Origin of the sequence: Streptomyces griseorubiginosus (assembly GCF_017614965.1) — a bacterium.
Lineage (GTDB): Bacteria > Actinomycetota > Actinomycetes > Streptomycetales > Streptomycetaceae > Streptomyces > Streptomyces griseorubiginosus_B.
The window spans coordinates 1-15,035 of sequence record NZ_WVUG01000214.1 but is presented as its reverse complement, the minus strand read 5'-3'; the positions used below and the strand labels follow the sequence as shown (position 1 = coordinate 15,035).

At 68.5% G+C, this 15,035-nt stretch carries 18 protein-coding genes and 2 tRNA genes; 17 read left to right on the top strand and 3 right to left on the bottom strand.

The features are described from left to right. Positions 1–806 precede the first annotated feature (806 nt). The 14 genes from GRC12_RS30820 to GRC12_RS30765 all read left to right on the top strand — a co-directional run bounded on the left by GRC12_RS30820 (position 807) and on the right by GRC12_RS30765 (position 9,404). The gene (locus GRC12_RS30820; protein ID WP_208782826.1) at positions 807–1,178 is read left to right on the top strand and encodes a hypothetical protein; all 372 of its coding nucleotides are present in this window, start codon (positions 807–809) and stop codon (positions 1,176–1,178) included. A 111-nt stretch (positions 1,179–1,289) separates the two neighbouring features. After that, on the top strand, positions 1,290–1,415 hold the full coding sequence (locus GRC12_RS46505; protein ID WP_280117539.1) for a hypothetical protein: 126 nt from the start codon (positions 1,290–1,292) through the stop codon (positions 1,413–1,415). 348 nt (positions 1,416–1,763) lie between these two features. Next, entirely contained in the window at positions 1,764–2,915 is a 1,152-nt protein-coding gene (locus tag GRC12_RS30815) for a DUF932 domain-containing protein (RefSeq protein ID WP_244374007.1), read from the top strand. Between the two features lie 208 nt (positions 2,916–3,123). Continuing rightward, positions 3,124–3,588 carry a hypothetical protein gene (locus GRC12_RS30810; protein WP_208782825.1) on the top strand — a complete coding sequence of 155 codons (465 nt, stop codon included), beginning with the start codon at positions 3,124–3,126 and terminating at the stop codon, positions 3,586–3,588. A 92-nt stretch (positions 3,589–3,680) separates the two neighbouring features. Next, positions 3,681–3,754, top strand: a tRNA-Leu gene (locus GRC12_RS30805). A 37-nt stretch (positions 3,755–3,791) separates the two neighbouring features. After that, positions 3,792–4,028, top strand: a complete 237-nt coding sequence (locus tag GRC12_RS30800) for a hypothetical protein (protein ID WP_208782824.1) — start codon at positions 3,792–3,794, stop codon at positions 4,026–4,028. 101 nt (positions 4,029–4,129) lie between these two features. Next, positions 4,130–4,204: transfer RNA gene (locus GRC12_RS30795), tRNA-Ile, on the top strand. A gap of 355 nt (positions 4,205–4,559) precedes the next feature. Then, positions 4,560–5,411: a hypothetical protein gene (locus GRC12_RS30790; RefSeq protein ID WP_208782823.1), complete on the top strand. Its 852-nt coding sequence runs from the start codon at positions 4,560–4,562 to the stop codon at positions 5,409–5,411. 300 nt (positions 5,412–5,711) lie between these two features. Beyond that, positions 5,712–6,347 (top strand): hypothetical protein, encoded by a 636-nt coding sequence (locus GRC12_RS30785; RefSeq protein ID WP_208782822.1) that lies wholly within the window; start codon positions 5,712–5,714, stop codon positions 6,345–6,347. 219 nt (positions 6,348–6,566) lie between these two features. Continuing rightward, the gene (locus tag GRC12_RS46500) at positions 6,567–6,692 is read left to right on the top strand and encodes a hypothetical protein (RefSeq protein ID WP_280117538.1); all 126 of its coding nucleotides are present in this window, start codon (positions 6,567–6,569) and stop codon (positions 6,690–6,692) included. A gap of 179 nt (positions 6,693–6,871) precedes the next feature. Continuing rightward, positions 6,872–7,612: a DUF6879 family protein gene (locus GRC12_RS30780; RefSeq protein ID WP_208782821.1), complete on the top strand. Its 741-nt coding sequence runs from the start codon at positions 6,872–6,874 to the stop codon at positions 7,610–7,612. Continuing rightward, positions 7,609–8,457, top strand: a complete 849-nt coding sequence (locus GRC12_RS30775; protein WP_208782820.1) for a helix-turn-helix domain-containing protein — start codon at positions 7,609–7,611, stop codon at positions 8,455–8,457. Before GRC12_RS30780 ends, GRC12_RS30775 begins: the two co-directional genes overlap by 4 nt. A gap of 87 nt (positions 8,458–8,544) precedes the next feature. Further along, the gene (locus GRC12_RS30770) at positions 8,545–9,009 is read left to right on the top strand and encodes a hypothetical protein (protein ID WP_208782819.1); all 465 of its coding nucleotides are present in this window, start codon (positions 8,545–8,547) and stop codon (positions 9,007–9,009) included. A gap of 35 nt (positions 9,010–9,044) precedes the next feature. Further along, positions 9,045–9,404 (top strand): hypothetical protein, encoded by a 360-nt coding sequence (locus GRC12_RS30765; RefSeq protein ID WP_208782818.1) that lies wholly within the window; start codon positions 9,045–9,047, stop codon positions 9,402–9,404. A 317-nt stretch (positions 9,405–9,721) separates the two neighbouring features. Here GRC12_RS30765 and GRC12_RS30760 read toward each other — a convergent pair whose 3' ends face one another. Then, entirely contained in the window at positions 9,722–10,156 is a 435-nt protein-coding gene (locus GRC12_RS30760) for a hypothetical protein (protein WP_208782817.1), read from the bottom strand. A gap of 537 nt (positions 10,157–10,693) precedes the next feature. Between GRC12_RS30760 and GRC12_RS30755 the strand changes: the two genes are divergently transcribed. From GRC12_RS30755 to GRC12_RS30745, 3 genes are all read left to right on the top strand, one after another. After that, complete coding sequence (locus GRC12_RS30755) at positions 10,694–11,572, top strand: hypothetical protein (RefSeq protein WP_208782816.1); 879 nt, start codon at positions 10,694–10,696, stop codon at positions 11,570–11,572. A 421-nt stretch (positions 11,573–11,993) separates the two neighbouring features. Next, positions 11,994–12,650: a DUF6928 family protein gene (locus GRC12_RS30750; RefSeq protein ID WP_244374006.1), complete on the top strand. Its 657-nt coding sequence runs from the start codon at positions 11,994–11,996 to the stop codon at positions 12,648–12,650. Between the two features lie 267 nt (positions 12,651–12,917). Continuing rightward, positions 12,918–13,823, top strand: a complete 906-nt coding sequence (locus GRC12_RS30745; protein ID WP_208782815.1) for a replication-relaxation family protein — start codon at positions 12,918–12,920, stop codon at positions 13,821–13,823. A 291-nt stretch (positions 13,824–14,114) separates the two neighbouring features. Here the strand turns inward: GRC12_RS30745 and GRC12_RS30740 are convergent, their stop codons facing one another. Both GRC12_RS30740 and GRC12_RS30735 read right to left on the bottom strand, forming a co-directional pair. Next, complete coding sequence (locus GRC12_RS30740; protein WP_208782814.1) at positions 14,115–14,543, bottom strand: hypothetical protein; 429 nt, start codon at positions 14,541–14,543, stop codon at positions 14,115–14,117. Continuing rightward, complete coding sequence (locus GRC12_RS30735) at positions 14,540–14,986, bottom strand: hypothetical protein (protein WP_208782813.1); 447 nt, start codon at positions 14,984–14,986, stop codon at positions 14,540–14,542. Before GRC12_RS30735 ends, GRC12_RS30740 begins: the two co-directional genes overlap by 4 nt. Positions 14,987–15,035: the final 49 nt, after the last annotated feature.

Here is a 15,035-nt window from a genome sequence, read left to right as displayed (position 1 = left end):
GCTCCGCAGACACGACGCGCCGTCGCTACGCGACGGACAACTCCCTTGCTTCGCAAGGAAGTTGATGGACCGTCACTCCGTGCCGGTCAGCTGAATTGCTCCGCAATTCAGCCAGGAATTCGCTCCGCGAATTCCCAAAAGCGCACCTACGGGACGTGGGCCGCACAGGACTGCCGGGATTCTTGAGCAGAAATTGGCTTTCTTTCACTTTCCGCCTCCCCTAATCATGCTTTTCATGGAAAGTATGATGTCTGGTCAATTCTCGCTATTTAACTGTAGTTCGTTTGAAACGGTACTCGCTGCCCCTGGCCTATCGGGCAAGTCGTCGCCAGAGCTCGGGGCCAGCGTCGATGACCGCCTTGCAGTTCGGGGCGCGCCAGCGCCCGAGCGCGTAGGCCGCCGCCGACGCGCGACAGGAAAGCCCAGCCTCGATCCACGAGGCCGCCGCGCCGCCTTGCCCGCCCCACCCCTTTCTTCTCTTCTTCAATTGGGCAGGGAGTAGCGGCAGCTGAGGGGATGTCAGCGGCCGACTATATGCCGGCGTATGGGTTGAGCAGGGGTAATGGTCGAGATGTGGGATACGTTCAGCAGTAGTTGGCGCGTGAGGAAGTGCAGTAGTAGGCGTGCCGTTTGATGCGTGGGTTGTCGCAGGATGACGCTCGATCAGGTTACGTTTTTCGTGTGTTCGCAGGGGTTGTGATCATGGGTCACTTTATCTAGTATCGAATTAGCAAGTTGCTCCGGGTGACGCCGGAGCGGCCACGCCAAACACGAAGGGAAGCCCCGTAATGGAGGCAGCGTCCGCAGTGCAGCTGATCAATCAGCTGATCTACAAGCCGGGTTGGACGATTCACGCCGACGACCACACCCACCGGTTCGAGGGAACGGTGAAAGTCAGGTTCACCTTCCCTGCGTACAGGTCGGAACGTAATTTGGCGCCGGAAGGCTATCCGGAGAAAATCACCACGTACGCCGAATTCTCCATTGTGGTCGCGGACTGCGATGATGTGGAACTGTATCGCCGGATTCTCGGCAAGATAATGGAGATTGAGCTCCATGAGGCCCGTGAATTCCTCCGAGTTCCGCCGACGTATTGGGCCCCTTTCCACCCGCACCGCGTAGACGGCATGAAGCGGTGGGGTGACGTCTCCGGGGATCTGCTCTACGGGATCTCGTGACAGTCACTCCCGGACGGGGGCTGCATCTCATCTGCGCCCCCGTCCGGGAGGCCAAACCGCAAGGGCCCGATTCTCCCCTACGGGGGTCTGCACCCGGTCAGTGAGGAAAGCATGAGCCTGAACGTCATCATCCTGCTCGTCGCCGTAGTGGCTTGTTACGCGTACAGCAAGGGCCGCGCCCGGGGTCGGAGCGAGAACATCGCCAAGGCGGTGGCCCGGTTCTTCGAGAGTAAATAGCCACTCACGAGGCGAGCGTTCGCGTTCGCCTCGGGAGTGCCGGGTGGCCACATGTGGCCACCCGGCACCAGACCGCGTCCGTGCCGGCGAGGTCGTCGGCGCCCGCGCCGGCCCCGGCGACCCGAGGCCGAGGCTCTGGCCCTTGGGTGAGCACGAGTCGCCTTCTCCCCCAGGGCGTCCGTACGCCCATCACTTCGGCGGCTGATCGGCGCGGTGGCCACCCCGAGCGCCCACCGCCCCCAGCTGCAAGCGGATTTGCGGGGCTTGCCTTCCCGACAATTTTTATCTAGTATCGAAGTACATCGAGTGACGTCGATGGAACGCCGAAACAACATGAAGGGAGCCCTCGTGGCTCACGAGACCAACCAGATCGCCGCGCACGCGGCGGCGAAGGGCACGCGCAACGCATCCTTTGAGGACCTGACGCGGGTCCTGGAGCAGGATCAGGACGCCAAGGTCGACATGGTGGCACCTGCCTCTGCCATCACCGCGGTTGGCGGCAGCCTGACCGTGACCGGTGTGGATCCGGTACTGACGCCCAGCGGCGTGACACGCGCCGATGGCGCCTACCGTCCCACTTCCGTAGCCGACGAAGGGATCGCCGAGAAGCTGCGGATCCCTGCCGCCTACCTGCGGCGTATGCGTGCCGAAGCGGTCGACCTGTACGACCTCAACGTCAATGGGTGGCTGCGGAAGGATCCCGCCCGGCGTTTCCTGCTTCGCGCCTTCAAGGGTGAGCCGGGCGTACTGCGTGCGTGGCTTTCAGACGGCTACAAGATCATTGACCATCTGGACATGCTCACCGCCGTCTTGTCGGGCATCCGGGAATCGGGGCATCCGGTGAAGATCACGGGTGCGGACCTCACGGAGCGGCGCATGATCGTGCGGGTGGAGTCCGAGCACGTCGCGGCGCTTGCTCCCGAGCTGCTGCGGGGGTATCGGTCGCCGTTCACCGGGCAGACGGGTGATCAGTTGCCCCTTGTCTCGGCCGGATTCGTTCTCACCAACAGTGAGGTGGGCAGCGGCAGGTACGCGATCACACCTCGCATCGTCGCGCAGGTGTGCGGTAACGGCATGACGATCACGAAGGACGCGTTCGGCAAGGTGCACCTCGGTGCGCGGATGACCGAGGGGATCGTCGAGTTCTCGAAGGACACCCAGGAGAAGAATCTCGCACTGATCACCGCTCAGACGCGTGACGCCGTCGCAACGTTCATGAACCGCGACTACGTCGAGCGGAAGCTGGTGGACATCCAGCGGGAGGCGGGCCGCGAGATCGCCAGCCCGGCCGAGACGGTGGAGCTCGTGGCAAAGCAGTTGCGGTTCTCCGACAGTGTGCGCGATTCCGTGTTCAGCCACTTCATCAAGGGTGGCCAGATCACGGCCGGCGGGATCATGCAGGCCATCACCGCTACTGCGCAGACCCTCAACGACGGGGACGCTGCCTACAAGTTGGAGACGCAGGCTCTTTCCGGCATGGCGATAGCCGCCGCGGCGTAGCCGTCAGCAAGCCCCGGCGGGAGCGAGGCGGCCTCCCGCTCCCGCCGGCACGGCAGCCTGTGAGCGGCGCTCAGGTATCGCTCACAGGCTGCCCGGCCCGGGAACCGTCAGGGCTTGACGCGCAAGCATTTATTATCTAGTATCGAATTTAGAGGTTGAGGGGTGACGCCCTCGACCGTCGCCGAAACAACACGAGGGGAAACGCCTGATGGGCGCCGAAAACCTTTCCTCCAGCCAGGCTCGGGACCGCCTGGCGCCGGTCACCGCGCACGCCGTGGACACCGTCACCGATCTGATGCAGACGGCAGGTCCTGGACGGCACCTGCTCACCACAGTTGTCCGTCCGAGCAACGCCGAGCCCGTCACTGCCTACGCCTGGTTCGACGTCATCGGAGAAGGGACTGACGCTCTGTGGAGCGGCGTCTTTGCCGATGCGGCCGCAGTGGCCGAAGTCGTGGCCCTCGCCTTCATCGTCGACAAGGGCAGCGTTGTGCTCGGCACGACATCGCCGACAGGTGAGGAGACCGTGCGCGGCTGGGTGGTCGACAGTCATACGCTCCGGCCGCTCACGGCAGAACAGCTCCGCCACGCCTTCCACGAGGCCCTTGGTCCGATGACGCCTTCCGTCACCTATCAGACGGCTTTCCGGGTTCCGTCAGCCGCCGCGGCGTAGCACCCAGTCCAGCGGCCCGGTGTCCTCCCCCACACCCGGCCGCTCCCAGGGCCGCCGCCCCGCTGCCCGTCCGGGGCGGCGGCCCGTCCCAAGGGCCCGTAGCTCAGCGGCAGAGCGAGCGCCTTAAAAGCGCATGGTGTCGCCGGTTCGAATCCGGTCGGGTCCACCCACTGCTCGCCCCACCGCCCCACGACGGAGGAAACATGACCGCCGACCACGACAAGACCAACTTCTCCCAGCCGACCGCCCCCAACACCACGCCGCGGAGCAGCGAACGCGCCAGCGCCCAGGAAGTGATCCAGTTCGTCGTCGCTGAGAAGCGGCTCGCGGACCTGGACGTCGAAATCGACTTCGAGGCGCTCGCCGGGCTCGACGACATGCCCGACGACGAGGCCGCAGCACTGATCGACGAGACGATGCGGCGAATCCTGTTCAGCTGACCAGCGGCCAGGGCTTTCCCTCTCACGCCACCCCGCCGCCCGAAGGGCCGCGCCCGCCCCCACTGCCCTAACGGGGCGCGGCCCGCACAACTCACCGCCGAGGTGCTGTAGCTCAGTTGGTAGAGCGCCGGTCTTATAAGCCGTCGAGGTCGTGGGTTCGAGTCCCACCAGCACTACGCAACCCGGTCAAGGGCGGGCGCCTCACGGCGGCCACCGCCCGCAACCTGCACCCTCCGCAGACCTTCTCAGCCCCGTTGAGACCGCCGCATGCGGACTGCCCAAGCCCCCGGTGGCCGGACATGCGACCCGCGCCACAGCGCACCGACTCGCTTCCGGCCACCGGGCCTCATCGGTCACCGCAGCCCGCGGAGACCCACACCGCCGGCCTCCCCGACACCGTTCCCGCTTTGACAAGCGGGCGCGGCCATTACGGCCAGCTCGTCACTGGCCGACGGTCCGCCGCCCGCACCATGCGCGGGCGGCGGATCCGCCCACCGCCCCATGTCCCCTCGACCGACGGGAGTTGTGATCGTGACCGCCGACATCCTCACCATCGACACACCGTCCGGCACGGTGCGCGCCACCGCCCAGTCACGGGGCAAAGACTCCGTCGTGTACGCCCTGGGGGGCGCCCTGCGCGGCTGCGTGCACGTGACCGGCACCCATCATCCGCGTCACTGGGACCAGTTCACCGCGCTGCGCGTGAGTCTCGGGTCGGTCAACGCCATGGAAGCAACCGCGCCGGCCGAGTCGCTGCCGCGCAGGCGCGGCAGCGCGACCGGCTACACCGGCGGCCTGGTGCGGTGGACAGACGCCCATTACCCCTATCAGCACGTCACGCTGACTCCCGTGGAGTCGACGGCCGGGAACGCCCCTTCCCTCACTACGGGCGAGACCCTCGCCCTGGTCATGCGTGCCTGCGCCGAGGACGTCGCTCACCGCCCCGGCCTTCACCGCCTGCTGGACGCCTCCCGCGAGCGTGAGACGCCCGGCCTGCTGCGCTTCCTCACCTGGTCGATGCGCAAGGGCGAGGCGGAGGCGGCATGCTTCGAGCGCAAGGCCCAGGCCCACCGCCGCGACGCCCACACCGCCGTCTCCAGCTGGTGGACAGCCGCACGCTGGCTCACCGCCCGGCCGCACCCTGCCCTGGCTCTGGTGCTGATGGACTATCCAGGGTCACTCGCGCGCCGCGCCGACTACCTGCCCGCATGCGCCGAGCGCGCGGCCCACGAGGAACGTGATCGCATCGGTCGACTGCGCAGCGAGATCGCGTCCCTGCGCGCCCAGCAGCAGCCGCGCCGGCGAACCCATGGCTCCCTCGCCCGGCAGCACTCCGCAGGTGATACCCCCTTGGCCGAGCCCAGCGGGAACCATCCGGCATGAACAGGCTCTCTGCGTCCGTGGCGTCCCGAGGACCTCGACGACACGTGCGAGACCTGCAGCGCGCCGCCCGGCCATTTCCGCCACCCATGGTGCACAACCGGATACACCGTCGCCGACGCACAGCGCGAGGCCGAGATCGAAGACGTGCAAAAGAGTCGGTGACGGCACCCCCGCCCTCTGAACTGCTCGCTGGCGGCGTCCGGGGAATGTCCGCCCCACAACCTTAGTTAATCTAGTATCGAATTTACCGAAGTGGCGTTCCGTCGAGCACCGAACCCCGCACGAAGGGAAGTCCCAGGCATGGGCTACGACATGTACCTCGTACGCTCCCCGGAGGGCGAGGACGCAGCGTACGAAGCGGCCGGCAGGGCGTTCGACGCGGCCGTGGAACACCGCGACCGTCTCGGCCTCCCGTACGACCACCCGGAGCACCAGGCCGCCCAGGCGGAAGTCACCAAGGCCTACGACGCCATGGAGGCGGTCCGCACCACCCACTTCTACCTGACGACCTGGGCGATGAGTGAATGCCGGGCCATCATGGACCACTTCGGCATGCTGGTCGCCGCGCAACCACCAGACCGCCCCGCGCCCGAGAGGTACGGGACCACCTCCGGGAGGACCGCTCTCGCCCCGGCAGCAGAGGCAGCTCCCATGCAGGTCCAGCGGCACGACAAGGCGCTTGAGGAACGGCTGTCCTGGGCACCCCCGCAGCCCGAGGGCATCGCGGCCCACAAACTCGGCGGCGACGAGGGCTGGACCGTCACCCCCGGCGAGATCCACGCAGCTCTCTCGGCGTACGAGACCAGCAGAGCAACAGACCCAGCGCTCCTTTCGGACGTCATCGACGACGCCGACTGGTGGCCCGGATGGATCGACTACCTCAAGCACGCCGCCAGCCACGGAGGATTCCGCACCTACGGTCCTCCCGTGACCTGACGCACCCCTCACCGGTCAGGACACGGCGCGTAGGTCTGGACGCGAAGACCCTGCAGCAGATCACGGGGCAGGTGATCAGCGAGTACTCGGACAGCGACCAGGCAAAGACGGACCTGGGGAAGGCCTTCGAGGATGGCTTGAAGTCCGCGCTGGCCACGCCGTCAGCATCGCCGAGCGTCTCGCCTGAGTGCCGGACGTGGATCGCCATGGAGGTCCAGAATGACTCGTCTTCGATCGACGCGACAGCCGGGTACAGCCTGCGGGGGCCTGTTCGACGACGAGTTGCGGGCGGCCATCGACAGGGTGGAGAAGGAGTTGGAGGCGAGCATCGCTCCGTCGCCGTGAGCGGTGATGCGCTGCGGCCCGCTCGTTCCGGCCGGGGCCGTCGTCATGCGCGGGCTCCCTTCCCCTGCTTGCGCGCAATCACAGCGCCCTCCTGTACGCGAGCAATCTGCAGCAATCGCCGGGCGTGGCGCAGGCAATCCCGCGCATGCTGGACCTCCAACCCGCGGATGGAGGGCGAGATGACGCTCAGGTTCATCGGCACCACCAGCGACGACGGCGACTGCCCTACGCTGTACGAGATCCCGGAGACGGACGAGGTCCTCGTCCAGGGCGACCGCGAGACCAACCCCGAACACGTTGCCCAACTCCGTGACGTCAAGCCCTCGGAGACGTTCGTACGCGTTCCCCGCAGCCTCCTGACCCGCTACGCCCCGCGCGCCGAGGCCCCGGAGCTGCAGCCGTTCACGTCGATCTCCCACCTCTTCCGCGAGTTCCGGCACACCGCCTGGCGGTTGGAGACGCGCCGCGGCTACGCTTCCGACCGCAACAGTCCCAAGTGGGCGCGCTGGCAGGCCGGGGAGGACATCCTCGACGAGCCCGCCAACGCCTGGCGGGAGAACGTCGCCGAGCAGACCGCTGCCGGTAAGCGGTTCGAGCGGGTGCGCCTGGTCGATGTCCCGCCTACACAGGGACAGGAGTTCCTGTTGGCGAGCGCCCCGGGCAACGTGGCCGCGGGCGAGGACATCCGTAACCTGACCCGTGGCGAGGCCGAGCGGCTGCGCCTGCCGGACTTCGACTTCTGGCTCTTCGACTCCCGCATCATGGCCCGGTTCGCGTTCGACGAGGACGACACCACCCTCGGCGTGTACGTCACCGAGGATCCCGCCGAGGTCCTCGCCGCCTGCCAGGCCCGTGACGCCGCCTGGCACCACGCCGTGTCTACAGCAGAGTTTGCTCAGCGGGTACGTTCCACTGTGTGACCACCGACTTCCAGACCGCCCGCGAGGCCCTCGGCGCACGGCTGCGCGAGCTGCGCGCCGAGACCGGCCTGGAAGGCAAGGACATCGCGGCCGCACTCGGCTGGCAGACGTCCAAGGTGAGCCGTCTTCAGAACGGCAAGCAGACCCCGACCCGCGACGACCTCACCGCATGGGCACGCGCGGTCAACCGGCCCGACGTCGAGGCCGAACTGCACGGTCTGCTTGCCACGCTGGACATGAAGCAGCGACACCGATCGTGGCGGCGCCAGCTCGCCGGCGGGCATGGTGGCCGTCAGGAACTCGCCGTCCGGCAGACCGAGGCCACAAAGGAGATCCGTGGTCTCGAGGTCTCCCGGGTGCCAGGGCTGTTCCAGACGCCGGAGTACGCGCGGGCCGTCTTCGACACCAACGCCGAGTTCCGCGGCATCCCGCCGACGACGGAGGCGGCCGTCGAGAAGCGGATGCGCCGCCAAGAGGCGCTGTACGACCCGGCCAAGACGTTCCGGTTCCTGGTCTGCGAGGCCGCCTTGTACCACCGCTCGTGCCCCGTCGACGTGATGGCCGAGCAACTCGACCGGCTGTACAACCTTGTCGGGCAGCGGCGCATCGAACTCGGCATCCTCCCTTTCGGTGCGCAACTGCGCCGTACGGCACCGCACGCCTTCTGGATCTACGACCGCCGCCTCGTCATCGTCGAGACGATCAGCGAGGAGCTGTGGCTCACCGGGGACGAAGACATTGAGCTGTACGAGCGGGCGTGGGATTGGCTCGCCGAGTCCGCCGAGTACGGGCCTGCGGCGCGGCGGCTGATCGGCCGTGCACGGGCGTCTTTGGACCTCGCTTAGGCAACCGGCAGCAAGCCGCAGACCCGCTCACGCAATCCCGCGCAATCGGCGCGCAGCCCAGCAATCGGCCGCCCTACGGTCCTGGTCATGGCACAACCGATGCGGTTCGCCGCCGTGTACGAAGCCGGGGACGCGTGGCTCGCCGACTGCTCCGCGCATCCGACCCTCATCCGCGCGGCCTGGAACAAGGACGCCCTCGCCCCGATCGCGTCCGGCGTGCGGTGGCTTGCCGCAGAGACCGCCCTCCTCACCACGATGAAGGCCCTGAACCGCATCCGTGAGGGGTACCGCGGCCCCGTGCTCGCCGACACAGAGGTGGACAAGGCGTGGTGGCTCGTCCCGCTCAACGCTGCTGACGAGCTGGCCGACTGGCGGCAGGTGACGGTGCACGTGAAGGGCTGGCCGCTGCACTGCCCGCCAACGGGCTGGCACCTCGAGTCCCGGATGTGGCTGTGCCGCCCTGACGGCTCCGGCCGGCTCACCGAGCTTGCTGTGCTCGTCGCCGCGTTCGGCCCTGGCGGACACCGACACCATGCGAAGGCAGCACAATGACGGCAACCGCCAGGGCGGCCGACGAAGAAGTGGATGTGCCAACGCTCGGCGAGCTGCTGGTGCAGTCCGCCAAGCTCGGCCGGGACCGGACCGCGGCGCAGGCCCTCGCCGAGGAGGAAACGCTCCTCGCACACCAGGGCGTGCGTCTAGCGCTCGTGGTCAAGGAGGATGGCCGGATGACGGCCCGCTGGGAGGGGCTGATGGGGCGCCTCTACACGCTCAACCTCGACGAGGTGCAGCGCGCCTTCCTCGGCCTGGTGCTGTCCATGGTCGGCATCGGCCACATTCCGCTGACGGCTGTCGAGTCGCTCGACGAGCGGCGTCTGCTCATCATGCAGCGCGCCCTGTGCCGTCTCGCGGGCAACGACCGGATCGCTCGGGGCACCCGCCAGTAGCCCCCGGGGCTGGCGCCCGGTGCCGCTAGCCTCGGGTACGTAGGGTGCAAGTCCACTCGCCGGACCCGCAGAGCGGTTTGCGACTCCGAGCGGCGGAACCAGGTTTTGTGTCCACAAGTTGGGTGGTCCTGCCCCACAACTGTCCCTGCTGCTGCGGCACCCCGGCTACCGTCCCGGATATTCACGCACACAGGCGGAAACCCAGTTCGACGGCTTGCAGAAGCGAAACAGGGAGAACATTCAGGCCGGGCAGAAGTGTATCGAGGATCCTACCTGCACGTCGCTGCCGGTCCCGTAAGGCCGCGGCTGGTCTGCCGTCACTCGGAGGGCCGCGGCCCCATCCGGGACGCCATCCGCGCGGCCTCCTCCAGGCTCACGAGCCGCACCTTGCGGCGGAACGCGCCCTTGACCTCGAAGAAGCACGAGAACTTCCCGAGCGGGCCGATCTCCCGGCACTCGTACAGGCCGGTCCCGGGCAGCAGCCATCCGTAGGGCGGCCCGGTGCGATTGAGGAACGTTCGCGCGTACACGTACTGCTTGTTCGTACCGCGGATCTTGGCCACCCAGCCGTAGCCGTGGCCTTCGTAGATGAGCCGCTGAGGCGTGATGGACACCCCGGGGAACACCGTGGCGGGGTCCGCGGTCGCGATGTCGACGGGAACATCCAGCGCCGCTGTTGAGGCCGCTTTCTGCTCGGCGGTGGCGTGCCGCGTACAGATCCCGGGGTGCGGGCCGAGGCCGTACCAGACCATCAATGGCATGGTGCAGCGGGTGCCTTTGGTCGTGATAGTCGTGCACTGGCTCACGCTGCCCCCGCCCCGTCGTGGTAAAGCCGGGCCTCATCGGGAGGCACGGCGGTCCCGAACACCCTCTACGGCGGGACGCAGGCAGGGTATCCGCCGCTCACCGCTTGTACGGGGCCCGGGCCCCGGAGTTACGCATTCCGAGGCGGGCGATTCCTGCTGAACGATGTCCCGCAGTTCGCAGTCGCAGGTGTCCGGCAGTGCAGGGCGGCATGTACACCCCAGTTCCGCCCTCCCGGAGGGAGGAAATCCCAGATCCGCAGCTTGCCAAACACAGCATGATATATCTAGTATCGAAATTTTACCGGCCGGTACATCCACAGCGGCCCGCCGAGATCGTGCAGCGAAAGGAGGCCACCACCATGAGGGCCGACGGTACCCGCCAGGCGCACACCCACGCTGCCGGCGGCGGCCTCCTTCCCGCCGTGCGCGCAGTGCACCTCATGTGGCCCTTCGCCCCTCACCACGCCTTCCTGGAGGAAGACGATGACCGGCACCGACGAGAACGAGCTCCTGGACGCCAAGCAGATCCACGACGAGTTCGGGCTCAGCCCTTCGCGCCTGAGCGAGCTGTACCGGGACCGCGCCACGACCGGTTGCCCGGAGCCTGACGAGATCGAAGGTCGGCGACGCCGGTGGAAGCGTGGCACGATCGGCACCTTCCTGTCGGCCTACCGCGCGGCGAAGACGTCACAGTCCTCCGTCCGCCACAGCCTGCTCACCGGCCCCCGTGACCGGCTGATGTCGACGTCAGAGGTGGCCAAGGTTCTCGGCCACAAGCGGACGGTGACCCTGCTGGGCTGGCTGCAGGACCGGCCCGGCTATTTCCCCCAGCCCGATGTCGAGGAGACCACCGACGGCGGCCGTCTTCGCCGCTCCTGGTACCTGGGTACCGTCGCGGACTGGATCGACCAGCGTCCCGGCCCGGGCAACACCCAGAGCAAGTCCCGCACGCAGGCGGCCGCTCCGGCCAAGGACGGAGACCCTGAGGAACTGCTCGACACCAAGCAGGCCGCGCCGATGCTCGGCTACAGCAGCCACCTGGAGCTCAACCGGGCCATCGCCCGCGGCGTCCTGCCCGAGCTCGCCAGGCCGGACGACATCCTGCGCAGCGACAGGGGCCTGACCAGCAACCGCTACAAACGCCGGCGCATCGTCACTCTCGCCCGTGCCCGCCAGCAGGCCCCCACCAGTTCCGAACTCGCCCAGCGCCGCATGGAGGCCGCCCTGCATGCCCTGCGCGCGGCCGCAGACCCGGGCGCGGTCACCATCGAAGCCCTGGCCGAGTCCCATCCCGGCCACGGCAGCACCCTCGCGTGGAAGAAGACGATCGATGAGGCCCGCGCCGCCATGCAGACGGACTGACCCACAACAGCGCAGGTGGCGCCACTCGGCCGCTATCCTGACGCTGTACGGCACCCGGCTGTGGGTTTCCTTCGTGTGACCCCGGCGGGCCGGGTGTGTCGGCCGGTGGCCGGGGGAGGCTGTCAACCTCCCACCGGGATCCCCGGATCCCGGGCCGGCCATCGCACCCTCCGGCCGTCCGTCAGTACTCAATCCGGTGAGCCTTTTCGCCCCGTTCCAGAGTGAACGTGCTGCGGCAGCGGTCCTCGGCGTAGGCGGCGGTGCGCTGCCGGCCGCGCCCCGCCGGCCACGAGGTCTTGGAATGGGAACTCGTGAGGCCGGCTGGCGGGTAGCTCGGTGTTCTCCTCTGCATGTCAGACCTGATCGGTAGCCTCCCGGCAGGACTCCACGGACGGACTGGGAGGGAGCGAAGACCGCGGTATTGGCCTACGCAGACGGTGCGGTTGCCGACGTGCTCCACGATGCGCCGGCAAGCCGGATCGACTTGGCTTCGGCACTCGTTGCCCGGGTTCGCCCAGGCCAATGCATCACCACGGACGAAGAGGCATGGGAACTCGTGGACGCCCTCTATCCACCGGAGGGAACCGTCTGCGCGCTGTCAGCACCAGGCCTCGACCTGGTCTGCGACCAGCAGGTCATGCTCAATCGGCCCTCTCAGCTTCCCGACCACCTCGTCGCTGCCAGCCGGGGCCGACGCCTCTATCTCCACGCGATGCACAGCGTCGTCGACTGGCTGGCATTCGCTGTATGGGACGACGGCACGCTCGTCCGCTCATTAAGCCTGGCCCCGGACGGCGGCATCATCGAGGACATCGGCGAACGGTTCCCGTTCGAGCTGCCGTACTGGCAGGGCCGACACCCCGTGGAGCCCTTTCCGGCCTTCGAGGACAACGAGCCGTATCCACTGCCCTTCCATCCGCTCGAGCTGGGCGAGCGAGCGCTGCTGGAATTCTTCGGCTTCTACGTCGAAGGCTTCTCCACCGAGGACGACACCCCCGAACCGGTGGTGGACATCTGGGACGTTGAACTCCATGGCTTCCAAGTAACAGCGACACCGCAGGACCAGGCCACGGACTGACCGAAGCAACCCTGACGGTTCTCCCGGCGACTCCCAAGAAGTCGTCGATCGTCCTCGACCGCTGCAGTCTCTCCGCTCCAGACCGATTCGAATTCCGTCAGGGCGCGCAGCGTCCACGGCGTGGTCTGCCCGACCATAGGCCCTGCCACCGGCCTTGTGGCCCCACCGTGACCGTGGTCGGGGGGCTGTGGTCGGCCATCAGGTCGGGGGCGAGGGGTTTCCTCAAGGCCAGCAACAGCCCGTTCTGCCCCGGGGAGAGGGACACCCGTGACCACTGCCGCTGCCGAGACCGCTGCGTCGTTCACTCCCGGGCCCGCCGAGCCGCTGCCTCATCAGCTCCTGGCCGCGCTGGCCCAGCACCGCATGGCCACCACCAGCCAACTCCACGATCTGCTGCGGCCGACCGTTGCGCGCCAGACCGTCTCCGCCCCCCTGAACAAGCTGCGGCGCAAGGGCCTTGTCGACTACACGGTGCTGCCACAGTCCAACCGCACCCGCGCCTGGTACCTCACGGGCGAGGGTGCCCGCCTGACGCGGGACTTCCCCGTGCTGCGGGGCCGGCCCCCGTATCCGATCACCTCCGCAACGGCCGCCTCGCTGCGGACGCCGCACACGCTCACCGTCGTGCGCGCCCATGTGGCCTTTGCGGCAGACGCCCGCCGGCTCGGGGACGAGCACGGCCCCTGGGACTGGACCCCGGAGGTATCTCACCCTCTCGGTGAGGGGGAACGGCTTGTGGCCGACGCCGTCCTGCACTACACCGTCGTCGACGGCCACCACCGGCGGAAGCTGCGCGCGTTCGTGGAGGTCGACCGCACCACCATGAGCAGCGAGCGCCTCGCTGTGAAGCTGATCGAGTACGCCAGGCTGTTCCACTACGAAGCCCAGCCCGTCGGACGGCGCAGAGCGACCTCCACCGGTCCGGCGTGGCTGCGCTGGTACCCGGTCTTCCCCCGCGTGCTGTTCGTGCTCACCGGCGCCTCCCGGGCCAGACTCGGCGACCGCATCAGCGATCTGCAGGCGATGGCCGGCCAGCACCCGCTCGTTGCAGCCGTCGCCCCCGAGGTCCACCTGGGCGCCGCCGTCCTCGAGGACATCGAGAAACACGGTCCGTCCGGGCCGGTGTGGACGCCGCTGGCCGGGGGCGAACCTCGCCCGTGGACCGACCTATGATCACAGGCCCGCAGACACCAGCCGGAGGCAAACTCTTCCACGTCGTCGCTCACTCCCAGGCAGGCCACAACCCCGACCCGCCAGGCCGGCGCATCAAGCCGACGACATCCAGGCCGGACCTGGCGCCATCAGACGCAGAAGGAAACGAATCCGCCGCCCCGGGCTTTCGCCTGGGGCGGCGGGCGGCGTGTCGGTGCACCGGCCTACCGGCGGGCAGTGCCCCGCCCGGCGCGGAAAGGCCGGGCGGGGCACACCGCAGATCCGCGACGGGGGGCGCGCGGACCTGCGGGTCTAGGGGCTGGGCCGGGGAGCGATGAACAGCCGCCGGCTCTTCCAGTCATCGCCCAGCAGGGCGAACGCCGTACACAGACAAGGCTGCTGGGTAGCGGCACCCCAGCGCTCGGCCGCCTCTTTCAGGACGTTCGCGGTCGCGGGGTCGATCAGATCGTCCGGGTGCTGCTGCAGACACACGACGGACAGCACGTGCACCGCGGCCAGGTCTTCGTCGCGGACGACCGTGACGGCGATGCGTTCCGCGCCGTGTGCCGCGATCGCCTCCGCGACGAGCGTGTGTGCCCGTGCCACGAGAGTCTTCACGACCGGTGCGGCCAGCTGCCAGCTTCCCAGCACCACTCCCGCATCGTGGGCGGCGCGTTCGGGCGTGGCGGGATCGTTCGCCGGGTAGTGGCGGGTCTCGTGCCGCCGGGTTCCGCCGGTCATCGTGGCCGCCGGCGGTGGTGGACGGTGAGGTTGACGGTGGCGTAGACGCACAGGCCGTGCGCCAGGGGCAGGTGGCCCCAGGACGACGCCATGGTGGTGGCCGCCGCCCGGGGCAGGGGGACGGCGACGGGTGGTTCGGGGACCGTTGCGGGGGCCACGCTGAGCGTGGCGCGCCCGCCGTGCAGCATCGCAGTGACCGCGACGTGGGGGCTGGCCGCGGCCCCCAGGACGTCGGTGACGAAGTCGGCGGCGAGGTCGGCGAGCAGATCGGCCTGGTGCTCCGCTGCGCCCCAGGCGGTGTAAGCACCGGCCACGCACGCATCGACCGCCCGGGGCAGGTCCCCGTTGACGGGCAAGGTCCAGCGCACGGCGACCGGCACGACCGGGCGGAACGCGCCGTGGGCGGGCACCGCCGCCTCGTCAGGCATGACCGCTGGGAGCATCGGGCCCCTCCTGAAGGTGGCGGGCGCCGTCGGGGGTGGGGGCATGCAC